We start from the raw sequence: 23,933 nt of genomic DNA, 5'->3' as shown, positions 1-23,933 counted from the left end.
GATATAATTAATACAACACTCGAAAGGAAGCGCATGTCTCATTCCATCCACTTGGTGTTGGCGTTATTTGCCTTTGCCGCCAACTCCTTTTTCTGCCGATATGCACTGGCTGATGGATCGATTGACCCGGGTTCATTTACCTTTATTCGCTTGGTGTCTGGCGCTGTGACCCTTGCGATCATTTTACGACTTCGTCGCCAACTTAACGTTGCTTTTGTCCGTGATAAATTAAGCTGGTGGTCTGGCATTGCGCTTTTTGGCTATGCGATCTGCTTTTCGTTTGCTTATACCCAGTTAAGTACTGGCACAGGCGCACTGATTCTATTTGGCATGGTGCAACTCACCTTAGTGACGTTTCATGTTTTATCAGGCAACCGCCTTTCTTGGCTTGAACTCAGCGGTATTGGCATTGCCATTAGTGGTTTTTCGTTACTGATGTTGCCTTCGGCGCAAACCCCAAGTCTTACCGCGGCGCTGTTAATGGTGTTGGCTGGAATATGCTGGGCAGTGTTTACCTTATTAGGACGAAAGACGGGTGAGGCTTCGGTAGCGATTACCCACGGGTTTGTTTTGGCATCGTTTCTGGCTGTAGTCGTCAGCCCTTACCTGTTTTCGGGTGAAAGCCTCTCTTGGTCAGGCATCATTTGGGCCATGCTGTCGGGTATTTTCGCATCAGGCTTTGGCTATATATTGTGGTATCAAGTCGTCAAACGTATATCGGTGTTACAGGCGTCAGTCGCTCAACTTGCGGTACCTGTGATGGCGTTTGTGGCTGGAGCTTTCGGCCTTGGTGAATCCGTGACCTTTACTGCGGTTTTATCTTCGCTACTTGTTTTAGGTGGGATTGCGCTTACCTTTGTTGCCAAAGAGAAAAATTAGGCCCACAACAGCGTAGGCCTTGGGGAATTAGACTTTGTAATGATCAATTTCACTGCGCAGTACTTCAGAAAGTTGTGCGAGTTCTTGAGTTGCCGCGCTACTTTGCTCAGCTCCCACTGCATTCTGATTTGAAATCTCACTAATACTGCTAATGTTGGCGTTAATTTCCTCTGTCACTAAACTCTGCTCTTCAGCCGCAGTGGCGATTTGCGCATTCATCGCTGTGATCTGGTCTACGCTCAATTTTATTTGGGTCAATGCATCGCCCGCTTCGCGTGCTTTATCAACCGTTGAAAGTGCATTACTTGCTCCGGTTTCAAGCCGTTGAGTTGAGTCGCGGCTACCTTGTTGCAATCGCTGGATGGTTTGCAAAATCTCTTCTGTCGACTCTTGAGTACGGCTCGCTAAAGTACGAACTTCATCAGCAACAACAGCAAAGCCTCGACCTTGCTCTCCGGCCCGCGCCGCTTCAATCGCGGCATTGAGTGCCAGCAGGTTCGTTTGTTCAGAAATGCCTTGAATCACATCCACCACACTGCCAATCTCTTCTGAGTGTTTGGCCAATTGGTGCATCGATTCTACCGAGTCTTGCATCTCTTGGGATAATCGTTCAATCATCTCCACGCTGTCCATCACTACTTGTTGTCCATTAGCGGCCGCTAAGTCGGCCTGCTCAGAGGCGTTGGCCGCAGACGCAGCACTTTGCGCTACTTCATGTACCGTGGCAGTGAACTGGTTAATTGCGGTCGCGACTTGTTCGGTTTGGGCTTGTTGAGTCATGATGTTTTGCTTGGTTTGCATTGCTACCGCAGAGTTCTCCTCGGCTGAGCGCGCTAACTGGCTAATTGAGTCACGGTTGGTTTGTACTACATGTTGGAAACTGGTCACGATACGGTTCACTGACTCCGCAATATGCGAAAATTCATCATCGCCAGAAGTATCAAGTCGTTGAGTCAGGTCGCCTCGTGCAATTTTATCTGAGGTGTGCTCAAGTTGCGCTACGGCATTATTGACCCGCTTAACCACAAATAACGACATGCTGACAATCACGACTAGCGAGATAAGGGTTATCGAACTGACCGTCCAGATGAAACGTTGAGTATTGTTTTGGGCATCATGGAAGCTCTCTTTACCTTCTTCTACTTGCATCGTGAAAAACTGCTCGGCGTACTGGTAAGCTTGTTGAAATTGTGGGTTGATTTGTTCGAGCAATATGACGTTGGAACCGGTGAAGTCACCATTATTGAGTTTAGCGATGGCTGGTGTAAAACCTCGGTCAGTGATGTCATCAACAACACTGGCAAGGTTATTCACTACACGGGCTTCCTCTGGTGCTAGCTTAGACTGCAATAACTCCTTATCTATGATGTTATGCAGTATTTTAAGCGAGGCGTGAATTTGATCGATGTGCAGGCTGAGTGGATGGTCGTGCATCGACGCGGTGGAAGATGATGGAGCATGTTGAGAAGCGAGTAACAGGGCGCTTCTTGCGTTGCCAAGTTCATCAATCACTCGGCTTGTTCGGATCGTGTGTTGCATTCCCTGACTATAGAGATCTTCGATATAAGCGGCAGAGGTTCGCATTCCCGAAATACCTTGGTAACCGAGCACCAGAAAAGCGAATAGGGTTAGCAGAAGACTTAACTTTAGTTTGATGCTGACGCTTGCGAAAAAGCCAAATAACTTCGGTTGTTTTTCATCTTGGCCTGCTGTTTGATCTAGCGCGACTGAAGTCATCATGGTTCCTTTTTTTTATTTATATTTTACTAATATAGCTAGGATGACGAGATCTATCAGATTTTGGAATTGATATAGGTCATGAATTATTTGGATAAATATATTCAGTATGGCAGATTGTTAACGTAGTCAAATATTGCGCAGGGAAATAACTACGAAGAAGCTGTGATGGGGGAGTTTGACTTGGTCGGGAGACCGCACTTACTTTGAAGCAAGTACGGTAAGGCGTTAATTGATCGCCGTGCTGGCGCGACGCGTTAGTTTAAAACCGATATCGGTGATGGTGTCGACAGGTTCACCTTTGATTTTATTGATCAACTTTTCTGCCGCGCGAGTGCCCATATGTTCATAATCAATTTCGGCGCTGGTTAGGCTTGGGTAGGCGTGCTCTGCCATCGTTGAGCCTTCTAAGCAAATGATGGCGATATCCGTGGGCACCTTAAGTACCCGTCGGTGGCATTCAAATAGGGCGCCGATAGCGATCTCTTCGTGACTGCAGACTAAGGCATTGAGCGTTGAATCACGCAGAAGTAGTCTGGCTAACCCTTCTGCACCTAATTGTGACGAGGGCGCTTCGTGGGTAGTAAGAAAATGATCGGGTGCCAAGTAGTTGTCAATCATAGCGCTTTGCCAGCCATGCAGTTTACGTTGTAGTGAGGCGTGCTCTCCGCGTGCACCGATAAACCCAATATTGCTAAAGCCTTGTTCAATAAGGTGTTTGGTACATGTTTTACCAATGTCAAAGTGATCAACTCCCAAGTTGAGAAAGTCAGGCTTTGAAGTGATTTCAGATATTTCGAGAACAGCGATATTTGCTGAGTCGAGTAATTGATGGGTTCGTTTACTATGTTCGCCACCAAAAAGTACGACACCTGATGGTCGACTCTCTAAAAAGGTCGACAACAGTGTTTCTTCTTTATCAACGGAGTAATCACTATAGCCAAGCAGGAGTTGATACCCCGCTTTATTCAATCTGTGCTGAAAACTAGGAATGAACATTGAGCAGGATTTTTCGAGTAGTGACGGTACGATCAGTGCAATGGAATAGCTTTCGGCTGAGGCGAGAGCACCAGCGGCTTTGTTGGGAATATAACCTAGTTCATCAATAACTTGCTGGATCTTCTCGCGCAGTTTTTCCGATACCTGATCAGGTGTTCGCAGTGCTCGCGAAACGGTCATAGAACCCACGCCAGCTTTTTTTGCTACATCTGCGAGTGTTACTTTACCTGTACTTCTTCGTTTTCGCGGTTCACTCATTATTTTACTTCGTAATTTTTCTCATCGTTTACGCTGATATCATACCACAGCGCTTGGGGTGGAACGATATTAGCGCATTGGAGAGTGAACTCAAGTCAATACTGTCAGTTTGTTGATTTAAAATGATAGCGCTATCACAGTTTATGGTAGCGCTATCAGATAGCGCTATCATTTGTGACGTTGATCTGTTTTTTATCTCAAGATCATCGCTAGAGTGTCACTGTCAACACAACAAACTGGAATGATGCAATGCTTAGTGAACTGATTACCCCTGACGTTATTCGCATCCATAGTGATGCAACAAACTGGAAAGATGCGGTAACAAAGTCGTGTCAGGCGTTGATAGATAACGGTGCCATTGAGCCAGGTTATGTCGATGCTATCTTTCGCTCTCACCAAGAGCTGGGTCCTTACTATGTTGTCGGTCCTGGGATGGCAATGCCGCACGCCCGACCTGAAGATGGTGTAAACCGTCTCTCACTCGCGCTTACTGTTATCCAAAATGGTGTTAATTTCGATTCGGAAGGCAATGACCCTGTGAAAATGCTGGTCACGTTAGCCGCAACCGACAGCGACAGTCATGTTGGTGCAATATCCAAACTGGCCGAGCTATTTATGAATGACGAACATGTTGAACAAATTTGTAATGCGAAAACCGCACAAGATATCGTTGCGGTAATCAAAAACTACTAACTGAAACAATAACTCCTGCTATCACCCCCTACAGATATTAGGAATATAAAAAAGGTACAGAATGATGAAAATTATGGTTGTTTGTGGACACGGTCTTGGAACGAGCTTGATGATGGAAATGAGCATCAAAAGCATAGTTAAAGAGTTAGGTATTGCTGCAGAGGTTGATCATATCGACCTAGGCAGTGCTAAAGGAACGGATTGCGATATCTTTATTGGCACTAACGACATTACCGATCAGCTCAAATCTTTGGGAGTTGAACCAAAGATTGTCAGCTTAGATAACATGGTAGACAAAGTGGCGATGAAAACGCGCTTGTCAACGGCTCTTGAAGAACTTGGCGCACTATAAGGGGGCGTTATGGAATTTTTTAAATTTTTAATGAATGATGTCCTGTCAGAGCCGGCGGTCTTGGTTGGCTTGATTGCCCTGATTGGTTTGATCGCACAGAAAAAGCCTGTGACGGAATGTATCAAAGGTACCGTAAAAACGATTTTAGGTTTCATTATTCTCGGTGCGGGTGCTGGGTTGGTGGTAAGTTCACTTGGTGACTTCGCCACCATCTTCCAACAAGCATTCGGCATAAGCGGTGTGGTACCAAACAACGAAGCCATTGTCTCAATTGCGCAAGAGGCGTTTGGTAAAGAGATGGCGATGATCATGTTCTTTGCCATGTTAGTAAACATCTTGATTGCTCGTTTGACTCCTTGGAAATTTATCTTTTTGACGGGCCATCATACCTTGTTTATGTCGATGATGGTTGCTGCAATCTTGTCGTCTAGTGGTATGAGTGGTGTGCCACTTATCGCTCTAGGTTCACTAGTCGTTGGCTCAGTGATGGTGTTTTTCCCTGCGATTGCACATCGTTATATGAAGCAAGTAACAGGTTCTGATGAGGTTGCTATCGGTCACTTCTCAACACTTTCTTACGTGTTGGCAGGTTTCATTGGTAGCAAGTTCGGTAATAAAGAGCACTCGACTGAAGACATGGACGTACCAAAGAGCTTATTGTTCTTGCGTGATACGCCCGTTGCGATTTCATTTACCATGGGTATCATCTTTATGGTGACCTGTATCTTTGCTGGTGGTGATTTCGTGCGTGAAGTGAGTGGCGGTAAACACTGGTTTATGTTTGCTTTAATGCAGTCAATCACGTTTGCTGGTGGTGTGTACGTTATCTTGCAAGGTGTGCGTATGGTTATCGCTGAAATCGTTCCTGCCTTCAAAGGGATTTCAGACAAGTTGGTACCCAATGCAAAACCTGCGCTTGATTGTCCGGTTGTGTTCCCTTACGCACCAAATGCGGTATTGGTCGGCTTCTTATCGAGCTTTGCTGCCGGTCTAGTTGGTATGTTCTTGCTTTACGTGATGGGATTAACTGTGATTATTCCTGGTGTCGTACCGCACTTCTTTGTCGGTGCTGCCGCGGGTGTGTTTGGTAATGCTACTGGTGGTCGTCGTGGTGCTATTCTTGGCGCGTTTGCGCAAGGTCTACTGATCACCTTCTTGCCAGTATTCCTCATGCCAGTACTTGGTGATTTAGGTTTTGCCAATACCACCTTTAGTGATGCAGATTTTGGCGCAGTGGGTATCCTGCTGGGACTGATTGTTCGCTAACCTTTGATTGATTTACAATGTAAAAGGCTTCCGTATTTTGGAAGCCTTTTTTGTATCAAGTGAGGCATTAACCGATTGGTGTCAAACGATGGATGGTGAATGATTCAATGGATCCTTCAACCGCTTGAGCATATTCGCTAATGTGCTTGCTGGCCAAGTGCGCTTCGAGTGCTTGTGCAGACTGCCAGTTCTCATAAAAGACAAAATGGGCAGGGTTGTGCTGATCTTGGTGCAAATCGTAGTTGATGCAGCCTGGTTCTTGGCGAGTGTTATCAATCAATTTTAACAGTTCGTCTCGCACCAGTTCTATTTTGTCGGCGTTGGCGACAATATTGGCAATAATAGTTAACTTTTCCATCTTGTTTAATCTCGCTTACAGTGTTGTCACTACATCGTCGATGGGTAAGCGAGCTTTTGGCAAGCCGTGATTATAATCTTCATCTTGTTTGTGATAGCCAATTGCTAAAGCAAAGTCACATTGATAGCCATCTAGCTCTTGCTTGAATGTTTCTCCAATCAGCTCGGCGTCGACACCTTCCATCGGCGTAGAGGCAATCCCCATACGGGCGAGAGTGTGTAAGATGTTTCCAAGCGCGATGTAGGTTTGCGCTTTGGTCCAGTGACCATTAAAGCCTTGGTTATCGGTGTTAAGTTCGACAAAACCGAACGCACCGTTAAGCATATCGTTGTAGCGCTCTGCTGGTAGGTGACCTGATGTGACTTCGGCATCGACTACTTTTTTATAATCTTCTTTGGTGAAGTGAGGGTTATGGGCAAATAAAATCGTATGTGATGCTTCTGTTGCATGCGGTTGATTAAACTGGAATTTGTTGACGAAGGTATCATGGAAACGCTGTTTCGCTTCATCACTTTCCAACACAATAAATTTCCATGGTTGCGAGTTAATTGACGAGGCTGATAAGCGCAGTGCCTGCTTAATAACTTGTATATCTTGCTCTGAGATACGTTGGTTCGCGTCGTATTTTTTTGTTGTGTAGCGACGGTTAAGATCTTGAATAATTGGGTGCGTCATATCGATTTCTCACTCTCTAAATTGGGGCGCGTCATAGCAGAAAAGTTGTTCCATATGTCAACAGTGTTTGATTGGCAGATGACAGCTGCATATCTTCAAACTAGCGAGTTTGTTTGGTTGTTCAATTTGATGTGAGTAATTTATGGCAAACACGATAAAAGAAAAATAGCCAATTTACCCAATGACTATGGCGATTTTCTTCCATAATGGGGATGTTGGAGTTGCATAGGTTCTGCCGCAGCCAGAGCGGGTTGGCTGCGACAATGACAAACTAAGCGATACTAGATAGGTACAACGAGAATATCGACTGGGGACTTATCAACTAAATGCTTAGAGTAAGAGACAATTTTGCTCCAAAAATCATGATGATGACCACACAGCAACAGATCAACTTGTTTGTCTTCAATGGTCGCTTTTAGCTTGTCAGCTAAGTCGCCGGTGCCGACTAAGATGTGCTTGATTGGATGCTCGCTATAGGCTTCAAAAGCGCGAATCTGCTCTATCGTGTGTTCACCGAAAGGCCGTTGAGTGTCATTGGCTTGAATATCCGCCACTTCGGGATAGATTTCACCATGCGAACCATCAATATGAATGAAGGATATCTCCGCATTGGTCAATGTTGCTAAGTAATTCGCTTTGTCTATTAGCACCTTAGTTTCTTCGCTGAGTTCTAGTGCAACGAGAATATGCTTGTAGTTCATAATAGTGACCTTATTGTAACTCGCCTAATCCAAGCATAATCGCTAAGTGACAATAAAGTTGTCGCGAATGTCTCGAAAATGCCAAAACCTTTACTTCGCCGCCAAACTAGGAAATTTATTTCGGTGAACTGAGCCTCATTTGCGGCGTTTTTCATCGCTACAATGGAATCAGTTAATGTAATTGATCGGAGTAAATGATGACGTTTCCAACCAATTTCTTATGGGGTGGTGCGATTGCCGCCAACCAAGTCGAGGGACACTTTGATAGCGACGGAAAAGGGCTATCAACAGCGGATATGTTACCAAACGGTATTTTAAGCCCTCACCAAACTCGCGAGCAGCGCGGTGCGGGTATTAAAGATGTGGCCATCGACTTTTATCATCGTTATCCAGAAGACATCTCATTGTTTAATGAGATGGGGTTTAATTGCTTACGTTTATCGATTGCTTGGACGCGTATTTTTCCTAACGGCGATGAACTTGAACCAAATGAGGCAGGTCTTGCGTATTACGATAAGATTTTTGCTGAGTTAGCAAAGCATGACATTCAGCCTTTTGTCACTTTGTCACATTACGAAATGCCGTATTCGCTGGTCGAAAACTATGGCGGGTGGGGAAACCGCCAACTGATCACTTTCTTTGAGCGTTATGCTCGTACCGTGTTTGAACGTTATAAAGACAGCGTAAAGTTGTGGCTGACATTCAATGAAATCAACATGTCTCTTCATGCGCCATTTACTGGTGTTGGTTTAGCGGAAAATGCCAATGAACAAGCAATTTACCAAGCCATACATCACCAGCTAGTTGCCAGTGCGCAGGTCGTTAACTTGTGCCACCAGATCATTCCAGATGCTCAGATCGGTAACATGTTACTTGGCGCAATTAATTATCCGCTGACGTGTCATCCAGATGATGTGCTAGCTGCGATGCATGAGAACAATAAATGGCTGTTTTTTGGTGATGTTCAGACTCGCGGAAAGTACCCAGGTTATATGTTGCGCTATTTCCGTGAGCAAGGCATCGAGATAGAAATGCAGCCTGATGATGTCGACGTGTTAGCTAGCGCCAGTGTTGATTTTATCTCCTTTAGTTATTACGCCAGCGGCTGTGCCAGTGCTGATCCAAAACACAAAGAGGTTGGGAATATCATCGATAGTGTGCCCAATCCATATCTGGAAAAAAGCCAATGGGGCTGGCTTATCGATCCGAAAGGGCTGCGAATTCTGCTTAATTTTTTACATGATCGTTACCAAAAACCACTGTTTATTGTTGAAAATGGCTTAGGGGCTCGTGATGAGTTGACACCCGATGGTGAGATTGTCGATGACTATCGCATTGCTTATCTTAACGATCATTTGCTGCAAGCTCGAGAAGCCGTGCTTGATGGGGTAGAGCTAATGGGTTTTACCAGTTGGGGACCGATAGACTTGGTGGCGAACTCAACCGCACAAATGAGTAAGCGCTATGGCTACATTTATGTTGATCGTCATGATGATGGAAGTGGAACGTTAGCGCGCAAACGCAAAAAAAGCTTTTATTGGTATCAGCAAGTGATTCGTTCGAACGGTGAATCTTTAAACGCATAAAGTAAAGGAGCCAATTGTCTCCTTTACTTTGCGCCTTGGCAGCCAAGGAAAAAGTCTATCGCAGATTCTAAGTTTTTTAACCGCTCTTGTGGGTCGTTTGGCGCCATGCCGAGAAAGACTGGGAAAAAAGTTCGGCCTTTCACCAGTGCCCACAAATTATTGGCGAGCTCCGCTGTATCTTGCTTCGGTAGTGCACCATGGCTGATGGCTTGTTCTAACCAAGTCTCCATTGCGCAGGATTTAATGCCCTCAACTTGATTGAGGTGGCACTGGCCTTGGCACATGGCTTCAATAGTAATTGCGACAAGCAGGCGGCGTTTTTCGCATTGCATGACTCGGTCAAGCTGCTGAGTAAAAATCTCGATCAACTGCTCACGTATTGTGCGCTTTGGGTCAAAATCTGCCAGCGTATGATTGAGCTTTTCTTCACTCATGACGTATTCAACAACGGCTTGGTAGAGCTTTTCTTTCGAGCCAAAGTGCGAATAGAGCGTAGGTTTTGTTGAGTTGGCTTTTTGAGCAATCAGCTCTAAAGATGCCCCTTGTACACCCATTTCCTTATAGCACTCAATTGCTGCTGATAGAATGTTTTGCTTAGTCCGTTCACTGCGTTGGTTTCGTTTGTCCATACCTTTATCCATACAGGATGGGGAAAAATGCCAAGCTACCATAAATTGCTGTGCCTTCTATCATTTGTGTCAGTTAATGCGAGTTTTTTCATCTTTTACCGACCGTTTGCTGCTTTTACCATCAAGATTGGCGTTTTAAGATCTCATTAATCTGGTTGACTAGATTGACCATAGGATCAATTTTCTTGCCGACTAACTCAGGGGCGTCGGGAGTGGTTAGCACAAAATCATCCGATGCTAGACCAGACTCTATCGGGACATATCCGTTATAGCTCTCTTTGATTTTCGCCAGAGTGACCTGTTTGGCCTGTACCGTTCGATGCTTATCCAGAACGAACAGAGTCGGCGTTCCATCGTTGGTATGAATCGCCGAGCTAGGCACAAACAGCTGTGGCTCAGGACCTGGGCTATTAAGATAGAACGCGGTTTTTGAGCCAATTAAGTGTTCATCATTGTGGTTGTCGAAAACCGCATAGGCTCTGAGAAAGGCGTCTTGATCAGACAGCTTAGCGTCAACATATTTAAGTTTACCCTCAATATAGTGGCCATCTTTATTAATGATTGACGCTTGTAGGCTATCAGGGGCGTTATTTAGCATCTGACGAAATACGTTCAATACTTCAGCCGACGCCGTAAAGTGCAGTTCAACCGTATCGTTTGCCACCAGCTCAGCGATTAATGCTCCCTCATTGACATAGTTGCCAGCGTTGAAACGAATTTGGCTGAGTTTTCCTGAAAAAGGCGCGTGTATCGTGGTGGCTTCTTGTTCTTTCTGCGCAAGCAGTAAATTATTTCTGGTCTCTTCAACTGCGCGAACAGCGGTTTGGAATCTTGGATCATCTTCTTGCGAGGTTCGAGTTAACTCGATGATGTTCCTTGTTGCCATCTGATATTCTTTTTCAGCGGCTTTGACGGCCAATGCTGCTAAGGTCGGGTCAAACTCAAGTAGCGGGGCGCCTTTTTCTACATACTCTCCATCATGAACATAGATATTGACAATTTTAGCGCTGTTTTCGGCAACTATTTGAGTGTACTGAGAAGGCTTAAATTCACCTTCTAGGGCGATAAGTTTCGTTGCGCTGCGCTCAATAGGCAGTTCAACCATGTAGGCAGTGGTGCTTTCAGATGACTTCGCTTGTGAAATCTGGCAACTAAAAAAGAAGGCAGGAGCGAGTGTTAAGCTTAGGCCAAGTGAGAGGGCGAGTTTGTTCATAGCTGTCCCTGAATCGAGTTCATTATTTGTCTGGCTTATCTAATGCGATGATTGGTTTATAATTTTTATGGCTATGAAGAGTATTTTAACTTTACCATTAAGTAAAGTTTTGTGGGTGGCATCAGCAACCTGAATCAGGACAAAAGTGGCTGGCGTTAGATGTAATTTCTTATTAAATGAGAATATATGTTCATTATTTGTTTCTTATTCCCAATTTATAAGAATAGAATTTGATCGTGACTCTAAGGTAACGATACAAATAAGCGTGAACTCTATGAAGCAAAATAGTGGACAAGTTAACGAGAAGGTATTGCAGCTTTTAATGCAAGTTGCAGTTAATGATCACCCTGTGACAGCAAAGCAGCTTAGTGAGCAATTAGGTACGCCGATCAGTAGCTTATATCGCCATTTGAAGCTACTACGTGAATGGAATCTGATTGAAGAAAGCCCCAATGACAAAACCTTGATCATAGGTCCGGCAGCCTTGTTGTTAATGCGCAGCTATCAAACTAGCCAGCACGATTTAGATGTGGTTGACACGGTGCTCAACCGATTACAGAAGCAGACTGGCGAAATGGCCGCTTACATGGTTCCGGTCGGTTATCGAGCATTGTGTGTCAGTCGCAAAGAGAGCATGCAGGCGCTTCGTTGCAGCTACGTCCAGGGTCAAAGTCAACCCCTGCTACGAGGCGCCTCATCTAAAGTGATGCTAGCTTACATGCCTCAGGCTCGCTGTGACAAAATTTTGCGCTACTTTGACGAGCACCAACGCATTGAACAGTGGCAACAAGAACTGGCGCAGATCCGCAATCAAGGTTATGCGGTGAGCACATCAGAAATTGATGTTGGGGTATCTGGTATCAGCGCTCCGGTAATGAAAGGTTCCAAACTGGTCGGGGCGATTTCGGTGATGGCGCCTGCACATCGAGTTCAAATGAATCAACAAAGGATTATTCTTCACGTTCTTCAAGCAGCAAGGGCTTTGCCCCCCGAGAGGTAATGGAAATGTTTGGGTTATTTCGCCGTCACAATCAACATGATTCTGCACAACTGACGTCTCAACGTTTAGTCATGCTTAGCGTAAGCGAACCGCTTAAACCCATGAGCCATGTTGAGTTCGAAATGGCTAATCAGAACTTAGAAGAGAGTTATCAATGGATGATCGACAATCACGGTCAGCGTTGGTTTAACGGTGGTCATTTTAACCTCAGTGTCAGAGCCCGTGGTGAATACCAGTTGCACTTAAGCCAATGTTTAGGCTCTGCAGCTATGCCAGTTGTGTTGACCAATCACAGTGAAACCTTACTTCACTCATTACCTTTGCTTCACTCGCCAAAGCGAGAATTAGGTGTTGTGCACATCGGGCGTCAGTTTGAACTTAAAGACTCTCTGGAGCCAGAGCAGGGCAGTGCCTTTCATTTTGCTCTTTCTCGATATAATGAATGTCGGCTATTTTGTCTTGGTATCGATCATTCACTGGTGGAAAACCGATGGACTGACTATGCGCAAGATCTAGGCTGTGATTGGTTGACCATGGAAGAATGCTCTTTTAGTCATCGCTTTCAAGTCAAACAACAATTGGCCAGTTACTTAACCCATTGTGATGATGTGATCATCAATATCGATTTGGCTTGCCTCTATCCACGTTCCCAGCTGGAAAATCAGACGGCACTAGAGGTACAAATGGTCAATAGAATACTGCGTCAGTTAATGATTTGTGGCAAGGTTCGCCTGATTCAGTTGGTTGGCTACAAAGATAAGCACCTCTATTCGAAACAGACGCAAAGTATACTGCACGAGTTAGAAGCCTTGGTTGCTTTGCGCGATAGAGCGGCGTAGGGGCTAGATACACAAAAGCTGGCGGTTAAGCCAGCTTAGCACGGTGAATTTGCGCGTGATTATGATTGCTCGCGTTTTTGTTCGACTCTTTCCAGTACTGAATACGAACGCGATGCAACTGCGCTTTTCTCATTTTTTTCATGATAATCCCTCACTTAAAAAACAACATTGCTCGTCAATGAGCTTTTGTGAACCTAGTTCCTCATGAACAAAAGATAATGTAGCGGCCAACGGACAAAATATCTAGGTTTGTGATCACATTTTTTTGTATGAAATCGGTGTTTCATTACATTAAAGTGCGCAGTCGCGCATTAGCATAAGATTGTCATGTAAATTAACAATAACTGCCATATTACTTTCATTAAGAATAAACAATAACTTAACCCAAGTGTCACGGCCCGCTTCTACTATCTGAGCGCATTTACATAAAAATAACTACGCAAGGAGTCAGCAATGTGGAATCGTGACCAACAAGATTCTCAATTCAGCCAAATGATCGATGCACGACTTTCACGTCGTCGATTTATCGCCGGAACGGCCGCAGTCAGCGCCAGTACCTTCCTTTCGCTTAACCCGATTACCAAGGCTTTCGCGGCGCAAAGTGAGACGTCTTTACTTAACTTTGAAGCCGTTGCCGCGTCGACGAGTGATACGTTTATCGTACCCAAAGGGTACAAGGCGACACCACTGCTCTCGTGGGGCGATCCTATTTTTGCTGACGCGCCAGCATTTGATCCCAGTGGTAAGCAGGGCTCGCAAGCTCAACTGCGCCAATTTGGTGACAACACGGATGGTATGAGTTTATTCCCCATTAGTGAGAACCGTGCGGTTATCGCGGTCAATAACGAATACACTAATTACGATTTACTGTTTGATCACGGTGGCAACGCGATGACGGCTGATGATGTGTTAAAAGCGCAAGCAGCACATGGCGTGACGGTGTTTGAAATCGTCAAATCAGGTGGTGAATGGAAGTTAGACAAAAACGGGACACGAAATCGTCGTATTACCGCCAATACCGAAATGCGACTGACGGGCCCTGCTGCTGGTCATGCATTAATGCAAACAGAGTTAGACCCTTCTGGGATGAAACCGCTTGGTACATTTAATAACTGCGCCAACGGACAAACGCCATGGGGGACTTACCTAACCTGCGAAGAAAATTTTAATGGGTATTTTGGGACGAGTGGTCGCGCCGAGTTGTCTGACGATCATAAACGATACGGTATTAAAGCCGCTCAAAGTAAATATCAATGGCACGATAGCGATGAGCGTTTCGACGTCGCAAAACACCCCAACGAGCCCCATCGTTTTGGTTGGGTTGTAGAAATCGACCCGAATGATCCGACCTCAACACCAATGAAACGCACGGCATTAGGCCGTTTTAAACATGAAAACGCAGCGCTACTCATCAATGACGATGGTCATGTTGTGGTCTATCTGGGTGACGACGAGCGTGGAGAGCATTTGTATAAGTTTGTCTCGAAAGGCAAATACAAGCCGAGTGATGACGCTGCAAATCGGCGTTTGTTAGAAGAGGGAACCCTTTACGTTGCCAAATTTGAAATAGATGACAACGAGCTTAAGGGACAAGGCCAATGGTTGGAACTCACTTATGGCAAAAATGGCCTAACCAAAGAGAACGGCTTTAACAGCCAAGCTGAGGTGATGATCTTTGCTCGTCGTGCGGCGACTCAGGTGGGAGCAACCACCATGGATCGTCCAGAATGGGTCGCCGTTCATCCCGATAACCAGCATGTATTTTGTACTCTGACCAACAATAAACACCGTGGTGTCAAAGAGGGACAGCCGGTTGGTGGCCCAAACCCGCGTAAAGAGAACCACTACGGGCAAATAGTACGTTGGCTACCAAGCAATGGCGATCACAGCAAAGATAGTTTTGATTGGGATCTCTACCTAATTGCAGGAAACCCACAGGTTCACCAAGGCAGTTTGTACGCTGGTAGTGACAATATTAATCAAAACAATATGTTTAACAGTCCTGATGGCATTGGCTTTGATAAAGCGGGTCGCTTATGGATTCAAACCGATGGTAATTACTCGAATAAGGGCGACTTTGCCGGTCAAGGAAACAACCAAATGCTATGTGGTGATCCGATGACGGGAGAGGTTCGCCGTTTTCTAACCGGGCCGATAGCGTGTGAAATCACGGGTTTAACCTTCTCACCCGATTACAAAACGATGTTTGTTGGTGTGCAGCACCCAGGAGAAAAAGGTGCCCCTTCGCACTTCCCAGCAGGCGGTGACAGCAAACCTCGTTCGACGATTATGGCGATCACTCGTCAAGATGGTGGCGTAATTGGTGCTTAGTATCATGAGGTAATAGTTTGATGAGTGGGGCCTTGTGCCCCATTTTTTGCGTTTCACAACAAAACATTGCTTTGTTATGCGTTAACTCGCATAAATTTTGTGATCTTTTATCGATTAACTACGCTAGATGGTTGCGTCGTCTAAACGCTGTCACTATATTAATAAGGTATCCAAATAACTTCAAAGGTGTAGAGAACCAAGTAAACTCCCAGAGTGAATACGAACCTATTAAGCGCAATTGACACACACATCCTAACGAGCAATTCGTTAATCGTGCATCGAACAACGTATAAGAACACGTATTTTCAACGGCCTTTTGCTTTATCATTCTCAATGCTCTCACCTGCGAGTTATCGATACATTATTTGATAACCCAGAAGGAGATTGATTATGGTGTCACTAGGTATAATCGTGTTAGCTTTCTTCGTATTTATGTGTTGCTGGGTTGCACAGCATGGCCTCCCTGTCTTTGGCATGAAGTTGGATGAAGCAGATCTACTGCTTATCTCTGAGATGTCAGGTGAAGGCGTCCTTGAAGCATAAATAACAGTACTGTTAACGAAAAAGGAGCTGAGAAGGCTCCTTTTTTGATCGCGAAAGTATTATTGATTCAACTGTTGAGTAATCACCTGTTTGACGGTTTCAAAGCGTGCAGGCAGCTTGCGGTGGCGTTTAGTTAATAAATACAGCGTTTCGACAACCTCAATATTTGGCTGGTAAAGCGCGATAGAGTCTTTCTCGGCAAAGGTTTCAAATGCACTTCGCGGCAGTACCGTAAAGCCGTGACCTTTGGCGACCGGAAGTAAAATTTGGCTCAATTGGTTAATGTAGCCCTTGATCGGCAATAGGTTAATGTTGATGGTTTCAAGCGCCTGTTCACCACAACGAGAAAAAAACAGTGATAAGTAGTGCTCGGCGTCTGGGTGGCGAATCAAGCCTATCTGCTTTAGTGTCTCTTCCGTTAGAGAGTCTGTGGCGTACTGTTTAGGTAACATCAGGCACAGCGGCTCTTGACCAATGCGTTGCGAATCGACTCTCGGATCGGAGGGTTCACGTGTGACTATCCCCGAATCAATATCACCGTTAATGACATCGGCCAGTATCTTGTGATGTGGCGCGGCTTCTAAGTGGGTAATGAGCAGTGGACATTTACATTGTAAATCGAGCAGGTGTGGATAAAGCAACAGTGCCAGCGACCCAGAGCACGAAAGAGTAATACTGCCCGCGCAAGGGTCATCTTGATTGAGTGACATCAGCATTTGCTGCTGTTGTGACTCAAGTTCGGTTGCGTATTGATAGACGATTTTTCCCGCTTCGGTAATTTCAAAACTTTTGTTGTGACGCTCAATGAGAGGATGACCACATGTTTCCTCAAGCTTTTTAATGTGCTGACTGACTCCAGGCTGAGTCATAAACAGTTTATCGGCGGTTTTAGTAAAGTGCCCCGTATCGATTAAAGTCACAAAGGTTTTCAGCCAGGTCGGATTAAGCATACTGCATACCTATAACGAAAAATTATCTTAGATAGTTTAAGTGATAACTAAAATTTTAGGTAGTGGTGTTTATGCTACTGTGCGACAAGCAATTTTGCTCTACCCATCAATCCAAATTGCTGTTACTGTTTGCGTTCATAGTCGGGGAGCCTATTTGGGCTGAGATCGTAATCGAGACCCGTTGAACCTGATTCAGTTAGCACTGACGTAGGGAACTATTTTCATCGTGCCTTTCTTTGGGTTCGATGGCCTTACTTAATACCGGAGAGATCAAATTTCTCGGTCATCAAGCAAGGGTTCCTACGTCTTGTTGTAGGAGCTTATATGCCGCATTTACAAGACACGCCACCTATTGTATTAACCATTGCTGGTTCAGACAGTGGAGGCGGCGCTGGAATTCAAGCTGATATCAAAGCCATTTCAGCCACCGGCAGCTATGCTTGCTCGGTGATCACCGCCATTACCTCACAAAATACTCAGGGTGTGAGCGCTATTCATCCCGTGCCCACTGAGCATGTTGCGAGTCAACTTGATGCGGTATTTTCTGATTTACAGGTTACTGCGGTGAAAGTGGGTATGCTGGCCGATGCTGATATCATCCGCGTTGTTGCAAAAAAAATTCGTCAGTATCAGCCTCAATGGCTGGTGGTTGATCCTGTTATGGTTGCCACCAGTGGTGATCTGCTATTGCAGCGCAGCGCCATTGAGAGTTTAAAAAACGAGCTGATACCGCTCGCAGACTTAATTATGCCGAATCTACCTGAAGCGGCAGCATTGATCGGGGCTAACACGCCAACCAATGAAGACCAAATGGGGGCGCTAATAGAGCCACTTCGCGCCCTTCAGGCCCGAGCGGTGCTACTTAAGGGAGGACACTTAGATCAAACCTCCGATAGTAATGATTTACTTGTGACCAATCATCACAGTGAGTTGATCCGATCTCAACGGGTAGTGACCATCAATACCCATGGCACAGGTTGCACGCTCTCCGCTGCCATCGCGTCCTATCTGGCCCAGGGGCATCGATTGCATAAAGCCGTCTGTTTAGCAAAGCAATATCTGACTCAAGCGTTAACTCATGCTGATGAGCTTGACGTTGGCCGGGGACATGGTCCTGTGCATCACTTTTTTACGGGGCATTCTCATGTGCGTTAAGCCAAATACGTTGTCTTTACAAATGTATTCCGAGTTTGACCTTGCTATTAATAGTGGAATAATCGTTGTCCTATCTCAACATATACTCTTTTAGGTGCTAGTATCTAACCATAAAGTCTTAAGAGATCAATTGAATGCAGGGGCCACAAAAGCCACATAATGAAGCGCAAAGAGTAGAGGCGCTGAAACGACTCAATATTCTAGATACGAAACCAGAAGAACGTTTTGATCGATTGACGCGCTTGGCGAGACGTTTTTTTGATGTGCCTGTTGCTGTCGTGAGTTTGATTGATAGTGACAGGCAGTGGTTTAAATCTTGTGATGGGATAGATGTCAAAGAGACCTCACGAGAAGTTTCATTCTGTGGCCATGCCATTTTGGGTAATGAGCCGCTGATTGTTCCTAATACTCTCAAGGATACACGGTTTTGCGACAATCCATTGGTAACGGGGGAGTTCGGTGTGCAATTTTACGCTGGGGTCCCGCTGATGTATCAAAACGGCTATCAGCTTGGCACCTTGTGTATCTTCGATACCAAACCGCGTCAGCTTAGCCAAGAGCAAATTATTGATCTGATTGATTTAGCCAAAATAGCTGAAAACGAGCTTTCTGCCAGCTTAACGGCAACAACCGATACACTGACTCACATTTCTAATCGCAGAGGTTTCGATTTGCTCGCCCCCAAGGCGATGGAACACTGTTTGGTTGGTGGGTTAGCGGTCTCGTTGGCATTTTTCGACTTAGATAACTTTAAGCAAGTTAATGACACACTCGGTCATGCCGCAGGTGATCAGGCGTTGGTCGATTTTACTCGGCTGCTTACCTCATCATTTCGAGACTCGGATGTTATTGCGCGGATTGGTGGTGACGAATTTGTAGTTTTGATGTCTGGTGCAAGTGAAAAGGTTGCGAATGTGGCCATCCGCCGTTTTAATGAGGCGCTTGATGCCTTTAATCAAGACCAGAAGAACCCCTACAAACTCGAATTTAGCGTTGGTGTGGCATCGGCGAAAGAAAAGAGTGATATGAATCTTGAAGTGTTATTGGAGATGGCTGATCAACGGATGTTTAAGTCTAAACATTGACCGTTTTGCTAATGTAATCCCAGAAAGATTAGTCATTAACTTGTCGTCAAATTGACATTAGGTTGATGAATTTTGTCGACACCTTCAGCTAATATGCCTACATGGTGGGTGGGGTTAGTTGTGTGGTGTATAGTGAAAGCTGTTATTCAAAACAAACGCGCAGGTTTACTGTTGCTGGTTACGTTTTTATTGTTGGTCGCGCCAATGTCTGCGTTGGTCAGTCACATCGATTTATTGAGCGATGTGAGTCCGTTTTCAGGTATGGCTTTTACCCTTATAACGGATTCCGCAGGGGCCAATGGTTTTCTCATCACCCTGACGTTGCTAGTCGCCATCACTTGGTATTTGGTCGGTAGCCGTTCTCGATTGATCGCACTTTTGGTTCACCTCAGTATTTTGCTTGTGATTGGTTTTGTGGCTAAAACCGGTTTAAAGCCTATGACGGAAAGCCCGCGTCCTTACACCGCTCTTCTTGTCCATCAGTTATTCATTCCTCAAGCTGAACATTTCTATAAATTAAATGATGCTCAGCAAACGCACGTTATTGAACAGGTTTCAAAACAAGTATCACCTTGGAGAACCAAGCACTGGCAGGGTGAAAAAGACTATTCATTCCCATCTGGACATACCATTTTCGCCGCGATTTGCTTGGCATTTTTTGGTGGCGTGTTTATTGAGTACAAGCGCTATGCACTGGTGATTGGGTTGGGTGCTTGGGCGATAATGGTCGCATACAGCCGTCTATGGCTCGGGATGCACCGTCCGATAGATCTGGTCGGGTCGATTCTATTTGTTGGCTTAGTTTATCTGCTGATGCCTAACATACATCGACTGATTGAGCGATGGTTCACTTTGTCTGCGTTTTCTCAGCATAAAAAGTTAACCCGTTAGTTCGGCGATTGCATAATCCTTATTATTCGATTATTTTGGAAATGTCTAATTGTGAGGAAAAAGCTATGGAGCTTGAAGCCGTTGCTAAAGCTTTAAAAGAACTTGGACACCCGATCCGACTCAGCATTTATAAACGGGTCGTCAAAGCTGGTTACCAGGGTATTGCGGTAGGTCGATTGCAACAAGCGTTAGGAATTCCTAGTTCAACCTTGTCTCACCATATTTCCAGTTTACTGTCTGTGGGTTTAATCAGCCAACGTCGTGAAGGACGCACGCTTTACTGTGTGACCGATTACCAATGTTTACAGGGTGTTATCGACTTTTTGCAAGAAGAGTGTTGCGCCGAAGAGAAATGCTCATCAAGCTGTAACTCGTGAGTGCTCGTCGAACGGGTACGGTTTGATGATCTTGTGGTTTAGCACTTGATCTGTTTATTGGATAGGGAATGAAGCAATGATTACTGCTCTTTATGCCTCGGTTTCGGCAGGCTTGATGATCTGGCTCGCCATTGAGGTGATCAAGCAAAGGCGCAAAGCGCAAATTAAGTATGCCGATGGTGGCGTTAGTGCGTTGCAAATGGCAAGAAGTGCGCATAGTAATGCGGTTGACTATGTGCCAATTACTTTAATTATGCTGGCTCTCGCCGAGTATAATGGTGCGGCGCCTTGGACGATTCATCTGATTGGCGTTACATTCGTCGTTGGGCGTGTGTTACATGCGCAAGCGATATTGGCCGATAAGTTGCAGGGTCGAATCACAGGTATGAAGCTTACGTTTGCGGCAATTGTTGGCTTAATTGTGCTGAATATGATCAATTTACCTTTTGACCGTTTGTGGTAAATGTCACATCCGGTGAGTGAAAAAAGCGATGGTAATCCATCGCTTTTTTATTAGATTAGCGAAATAGCCAAGGATACAATCGGGTGTTTGCTAAACCTTTGATAAGACCAAAGGTCATCACAAGAGCACCAAATAGAATCACTGCATCCTTGCTAAGTCCGTTGAGCTCAAGTATCCCGGTGATATTCATCATTACAATGATCATCGGCAAATGGGCAACATAAAATGGCAATACATATCGTGACTGGGCTGCAAGCCAACTCTGAGCGCCAAGGCTAGGTTTAGACAGCAGCCATAAAAAGCAACCACTGCCCCACAATACTGTGCCAAACAGGAAGTCATTGGCATTAAAGGCTTGGCCAAAGTGATTGAGGACAGCTGCCTCGGTGAAGTGCAACGCCATACCAATCAAGGCGAGCCACAGTGCCTGGCGGCTAGTGGCGGTAATGGATTGTTGTCGAATGCTAAAGCCGATGGCAAACAAAAGCGTACTAAAGAACGGGCCGTTACGAGTAAAGAATGGAGCCCAAAATCCGGTAAACTCTTGGTAACTACCTGCGAGAACGCCGTAGACGTAGAGCGCAAGACCCAGTGGTACAAATAGCTCGGTCTGTTTATATTTGCTTAGTACGGCACCAATAGCAGCGGCAATCATCAACGCGGGAATAAACCATAAATGCACCAACCCACCTTCAAGTAGTGAGTTAAGCGGTGTTTGGGCTAAAAATCCCCAATAGCCTTGTCGTTCGGCTAAATAGCCATGTTCTGCCACGGTGGCCAAGTTAAACGGCATTGCAAGGCAAATGACACTCCAAACAACAAACACCTTCAGCAGCGGCGAGACATATCGATACAAGGTTTGCGTTGGCGCGAGCACCAGTTTGGGTTGAATCAAATAACCAGAGATTAAGAAAAACAGTGGGACAGCAAAGCGAGTGGCTTGATTGAACAAATAACCAACCCACGGCGTGCCATCAAACTGCCAATAGCTGATGAACATCTGGCAATGCATCGCGGCAATAGCGATGATAGCGACGACCCGACCAAGTTCAATGCTCTGAATTTTTTTATTTTCCATAATGATCACTAAATCAACAAAATCTGTGAAGCTATACCAATAGATAGCTAAAGGGGGATGATTCTAATCAAATTGTCGTATGACAATGGTCAGTCAATAGAGATTATGCGAGCTCTCTCAATAAGTGAGTTTATTTCTTCTGCTGTCATTGGTTTATACACAAAGCGAAATACTGATAAGAAGTTGGCAAAAAAAGTACGAGTGTGCTAAAAGTAACAGCTGTAATGATGAGAGAGCAGTATGAGCAAAGGCAAAATCACCCGCGACAATATTCTGAATACCGCGTTTGAACTAGCAAGCGAGAATGGTTTAGAAAGCTTGACGATTGGTGAACTCGCTAAGCAGTGTGGGATGTCTAAAAGCGGTTTGTTTGCCCACTTTAATTCAAAAGACAACTTGCAAATAGCGGTATTAGAGTATGCTAATGCGGTGTTTACCCAGCGTGTTATTGCCCCTGCGCGGCTACGAGAGCCAACCACGATAGAAGGCAAGTTGACGATGTTGCTCGATAATTGGCTTGGTTGGAATCATTCGTTTCAGGGCAGTTGCATGTTCCTGGATGCGTGGAAAGAGACCAGCGCAGAATCTACTCCGACTCAACACGTACTGAAAAAGACCATTGCATCTTGGATTGAATATTTACGTATTCAAGTGGCTAAAGGGATCGAAAACGGTGAATTTCGCCAGAGCTTAGACCCGAAGCAAGCCACGTTTGAGTTATACGGGCTCTATCTTAGTGCGCACTTGTTCTATTCAATTCATGGTCAAGAAGCAAGCTATCAACACTTTTGGTCGGGAGTAAAGCGCTTGGTTGCCGATTGGAAATAACATTCAGATAAGCTGAGTAGTTAACTACTCGGCTTATTATTTAATCACAAATAGCACGGTCGTTCGTTTTTTCGTTGATGTAAAGACTGGCAGTAAAAGGAAAAACCCATGAGTGAGAAGATTTACTTTAATACTTCACAAAAATTCAGCATTAAGAAGAGTTTAGTCAACCTGACGACACGCTTGCATTACACGCTATTGCCCCAGCATGCTAAAAAGACGGCGCGTAAGTTATTGTTGACTCCGGCGCGAACTAAACCAAAAAACGCCGAGCCGCAGGGTTTAATTAAAGGCGAGGTGATATCTAAAGAGGGGGTATTAAAAACGTATCAGCTTGGCAGTGGGCCGATATGGATTTTAACTCACGGCTGGTCCGGCAGTTCAAGCCAGTTTTATCCGCTGATGGAGCATATCGCAAGTCGAGGCTTCACTGCGCTAGCTTACGATCATCCTGCACATGGTCAAAGCGAAGGTGCTTACGGCCACATTCCAGCTTTTGTTCATGGCCTTGAGGTGATTTTAGATAGTGTTGAACAAGAAGTGGCAGGGTTAGTCGCGCACAGTATGGGGACGGCGTCGTCGATTGAGTGTCATCATCGCAAATTGGCGGGTAAGCCTTTTTTGCTTATTGCGCCAGTACTTGACTACCTCGATAACCTGTTTGGCAGTGTCGCGCGCTCTGGCTACTCAATGCGCTTATTTAACGCAGTGGTATCGGATGTTGAACAAGAATACCGTTATCCAATTCAATCTATCGATCCGTATGGCAAGCTGAAACAGCGACAAGCTAAGACCATTATTGTTCATGATGAGGGGGATAAATTTACCAAGTATCCAGTCTCGAAAAAAGCAGCTGAGGAGATGGACAATGTCGAGTTAGTCACCACGCAAGGTCAAGGTCACGGTCGAGTGATGAAGTGCCAACAAGTCATGGAGAGTTTCGATAAGCTCGTTGCTTAATGCGAGTGATTTTTCGAAACAACAGGCGCAGATCATTAGTCTACGTACATCTCATTTTTCGTCTATCATGGTTATATAAGTGTCAGC

25 protein-coding genes and 1 riboswitch are annotated in these 23,933 nt (G+C 45.2%); of the genes, 16 read left to right on the top strand and 9 right to left on the bottom strand.

All coding sequences use genetic code 11. The features are described 5' to 3' along the window. Positions 1–33 precede the first annotated feature (33 nt). The gene (locus ViNHUV68_RS15550) at positions 34–879 is read left to right on the top strand and encodes an EamA family transporter (RefSeq protein ID WP_391091423.1); all 846 of its coding nucleotides are present in this window, start codon (positions 34–36) and stop codon (positions 877–879) included. A 27-nt stretch (positions 880–906) separates the two neighbouring features. On the opposite strand, the gene ViNHUV68_RS15545 is transcribed toward ViNHUV68_RS15550, so the two are convergent. Both ViNHUV68_RS15545 and ViNHUV68_RS15540 read right to left on the bottom strand, forming a co-directional pair. Beyond that, entirely contained in the window at positions 907–2,616 is a 1,710-nt protein-coding gene (locus ViNHUV68_RS15545; protein ID WP_391091846.1) for a methyl-accepting chemotaxis protein, read from the bottom strand. Positions 2,617–2,844: 228 nt separating this feature from the next. Continuing rightward, entirely contained in the window at positions 2,845–3,873 is a 1,029-nt protein-coding gene (locus tag ViNHUV68_RS15540) for a substrate-binding domain-containing protein (RefSeq protein WP_391091421.1), read from the bottom strand. A gap of 249 nt (positions 3,874–4,122) precedes the next feature. On the opposite strand from ViNHUV68_RS15540, the gene ViNHUV68_RS15535 reads away from it, so the two are divergent. From ViNHUV68_RS15535 to ViNHUV68_RS15525, 3 genes are all read left to right on the top strand, one after another. Further along, positions 4,123–4,566 (top strand): PTS sugar transporter subunit IIA, encoded by a 444-nt coding sequence (locus ViNHUV68_RS15535; protein WP_038173354.1) that lies wholly within the window; start codon positions 4,123–4,125, stop codon positions 4,564–4,566. 64 nt (positions 4,567–4,630) lie between these two features. Then, positions 4,631–4,918 (top strand): PTS sugar transporter subunit IIB, encoded by a 288-nt coding sequence (locus ViNHUV68_RS15530; protein ID WP_038173353.1) that lies wholly within the window; start codon positions 4,631–4,633, stop codon positions 4,916–4,918. Between the two features lie 9 nt (positions 4,919–4,927). After that, complete coding sequence (locus ViNHUV68_RS15525; RefSeq protein ID WP_391091419.1) at positions 4,928–6,184, top strand: PTS ascorbate transporter subunit IIC; 1,257 nt, start codon at positions 4,928–4,930, stop codon at positions 6,182–6,184. Between the two features lie 67 nt (positions 6,185–6,251). Here the strand turns inward: ViNHUV68_RS15525 and ViNHUV68_RS15520 are convergent, their stop codons facing one another. The 3 genes from ViNHUV68_RS15520 to ViNHUV68_RS15510 all read right to left on the bottom strand — a co-directional run bounded on the left by ViNHUV68_RS15520 (position 6,252) and on the right by ViNHUV68_RS15510 (position 7,918). Further along, positions 6,252–6,542, bottom strand: coding sequence for an antibiotic biosynthesis monooxygenase (locus ViNHUV68_RS15520; RefSeq protein ID WP_391091417.1), 291 nt, complete (start codon positions 6,540–6,542; stop codon positions 6,252–6,254). Positions 6,543–6,557: 15 nt separating this feature from the next. Beyond that, a complete protein-coding gene (locus ViNHUV68_RS15515) occupies positions 6,558–7,217 on the bottom strand; it encodes a nitroreductase family protein (protein ID WP_038173348.1) in 660 nt (219 codons plus the stop codon). Between the two features lie 281 nt (positions 7,218–7,498). Beyond that, on the bottom strand, positions 7,499–7,918 hold the full coding sequence (locus ViNHUV68_RS15510) for a universal stress protein (RefSeq protein ID WP_038173346.1): 420 nt from the start codon (positions 7,916–7,918) through the stop codon (positions 7,499–7,501). A 194-nt stretch (positions 7,919–8,112) separates the two neighbouring features. On the opposite strand from ViNHUV68_RS15510, the gene ascB reads away from it, so the two are divergent. Further along, positions 8,113–9,504, top strand: a complete 1,392-nt coding sequence (gene ascB / locus ViNHUV68_RS15505) for a 6-phospho-beta-glucosidase (RefSeq protein WP_391091415.1) — start codon at positions 8,113–8,115, stop codon at positions 9,502–9,504. Positions 9,505–9,527: 23 nt separating this feature from the next. Here ascB and ViNHUV68_RS15500 read toward each other — a convergent pair whose 3' ends face one another. Further along, positions 9,528–10,133 (bottom strand): TetR family transcriptional regulator, encoded by a 606-nt coding sequence (locus ViNHUV68_RS15500; protein ID WP_391091413.1) that lies wholly within the window; start codon positions 10,131–10,133, stop codon positions 9,528–9,530. A 121-nt stretch (positions 10,134–10,254) separates the two neighbouring features. Next, positions 10,255–11,346, bottom strand: coding sequence for an efflux RND transporter periplasmic adaptor subunit (locus ViNHUV68_RS15495; protein WP_038173341.1), 1,092 nt, complete (start codon positions 11,344–11,346; stop codon positions 10,255–10,257). A 274-nt stretch (positions 11,347–11,620) separates the two neighbouring features. Between ViNHUV68_RS15495 and ViNHUV68_RS15490 the strand changes: the two genes are divergently transcribed. The 4 genes from ViNHUV68_RS15490 (at position 11,621) to ViNHUV68_RS15475 (ending at position 16,059) form a co-directional block, all read left to right on the top strand. Then, entirely contained in the window at positions 11,621–12,346 is a 726-nt protein-coding gene (locus ViNHUV68_RS15490; protein WP_038173340.1) for an IclR family transcriptional regulator, read from the top strand. A gap of 5 nt (positions 12,347–12,351) precedes the next feature. Continuing rightward, positions 12,352–13,185 carry an arginase gene (locus ViNHUV68_RS15485; RefSeq protein WP_391091410.1) on the top strand — a complete coding sequence of 278 codons (834 nt, stop codon included), beginning with the start codon at positions 12,352–12,354 and terminating at the stop codon, positions 13,183–13,185. Between the two features lie 453 nt (positions 13,186–13,638). Further along, positions 13,639–15,516 carry an alkaline phosphatase PhoX gene (locus tag ViNHUV68_RS15480; protein ID WP_391091408.1) on the top strand — a complete coding sequence of 626 codons (1,878 nt, stop codon included), beginning with the start codon at positions 13,639–13,641 and terminating at the stop codon, positions 15,514–15,516. Between the two features lie 390 nt (positions 15,517–15,906). Further along, complete coding sequence (locus tag ViNHUV68_RS15475; RefSeq protein WP_169739000.1) at positions 15,907–16,059, top strand: hypothetical protein; 153 nt, start codon at positions 15,907–15,909, stop codon at positions 16,057–16,059. Positions 16,060–16,118: 59 nt separating this feature from the next. Here ViNHUV68_RS15475 and ViNHUV68_RS15470 read toward each other — a convergent pair whose 3' ends face one another. Then, the gene (locus ViNHUV68_RS15470) at positions 16,119–17,009 is read right to left on the bottom strand and encodes a LysR family transcriptional regulator (protein WP_038173336.1); all 891 of its coding nucleotides are present in this window, start codon (positions 17,007–17,009) and stop codon (positions 16,119–16,121) included. A 132-nt stretch (positions 17,010–17,141) separates the two neighbouring features. Further along, positions 17,142–17,240, top strand: a riboswitch (TPP riboswitch). A 93-nt stretch (positions 17,241–17,333) separates the two neighbouring features. Here ViNHUV68_RS15470 and thiD point away from each other — a divergent pair. The 5 genes from thiD (at position 17,334) to ViNHUV68_RS15445 (ending at position 20,980) form a co-directional block, all read left to right on the top strand. Next, positions 17,334–18,164, top strand: coding sequence for a bifunctional hydroxymethylpyrimidine kinase/phosphomethylpyrimidine kinase (gene thiD, locus ViNHUV68_RS15465; protein WP_391091406.1), 831 nt, complete (start codon positions 17,334–17,336; stop codon positions 18,162–18,164). Positions 18,165–18,298: 134 nt separating this feature from the next. Next, entirely contained in the window at positions 18,299–19,249 is a 951-nt protein-coding gene (locus tag ViNHUV68_RS15460; RefSeq protein WP_038173334.1) for a sensor domain-containing diguanylate cyclase, read from the top strand. A gap of 132 nt (positions 19,250–19,381) precedes the next feature. Continuing rightward, entirely contained in the window at positions 19,382–20,140 is a 759-nt protein-coding gene (locus ViNHUV68_RS15455) for a phosphatase PAP2 family protein (protein WP_391091403.1), read from the top strand. 65 nt (positions 20,141–20,205) lie between these two features. After that, entirely contained in the window at positions 20,206–20,517 is a 312-nt protein-coding gene (locus tag ViNHUV68_RS15450) for a metalloregulator ArsR/SmtB family transcription factor (RefSeq protein ID WP_391091401.1), read from the top strand. A gap of 76 nt (positions 20,518–20,593) precedes the next feature. Beyond that, positions 20,594–20,980, top strand: coding sequence for an MAPEG family protein (locus tag ViNHUV68_RS15445; RefSeq protein ID WP_038173330.1), 387 nt, complete (start codon positions 20,594–20,596; stop codon positions 20,978–20,980). A 55-nt stretch (positions 20,981–21,035) separates the two neighbouring features. On the opposite strand, the gene ViNHUV68_RS15440 is transcribed toward ViNHUV68_RS15445, so the two are convergent. Further along, complete coding sequence (locus tag ViNHUV68_RS15440) at positions 21,036–22,058, bottom strand: acyltransferase family protein (protein WP_391091398.1); 1,023 nt, start codon at positions 22,056–22,058, stop codon at positions 21,036–21,038. A 240-nt stretch (positions 22,059–22,298) separates the two neighbouring features. Here ViNHUV68_RS15440 and ViNHUV68_RS15435 point away from each other — a divergent pair, with 240 nt between their 5' ends. Both ViNHUV68_RS15435 and ViNHUV68_RS15430 read left to right on the top strand, forming a co-directional pair. Continuing rightward, on the top strand, positions 22,299–22,886 hold the full coding sequence (locus tag ViNHUV68_RS15435; protein WP_391091397.1) for a TetR family transcriptional regulator C-terminal domain-containing protein: 588 nt from the start codon (positions 22,299–22,301) through the stop codon (positions 22,884–22,886). 108 nt (positions 22,887–22,994) lie between these two features. Next, entirely contained in the window at positions 22,995–23,846 is an 852-nt protein-coding gene (locus ViNHUV68_RS15430; RefSeq protein ID WP_391091395.1) for an alpha/beta fold hydrolase, read from the top strand. Positions 23,847–23,933 lie beyond the last annotated feature (87 nt).

Source organism: Vibrio sp. NH-UV-68 (assembly GCF_042940635.1).
GTDB lineage: Bacteria > Pseudomonadota > Gammaproteobacteria > Enterobacterales > Vibrionaceae > Vibrio > Vibrio pacinii.
This window is presented reverse-complemented; position numbering and strand designations above follow the sequence as displayed.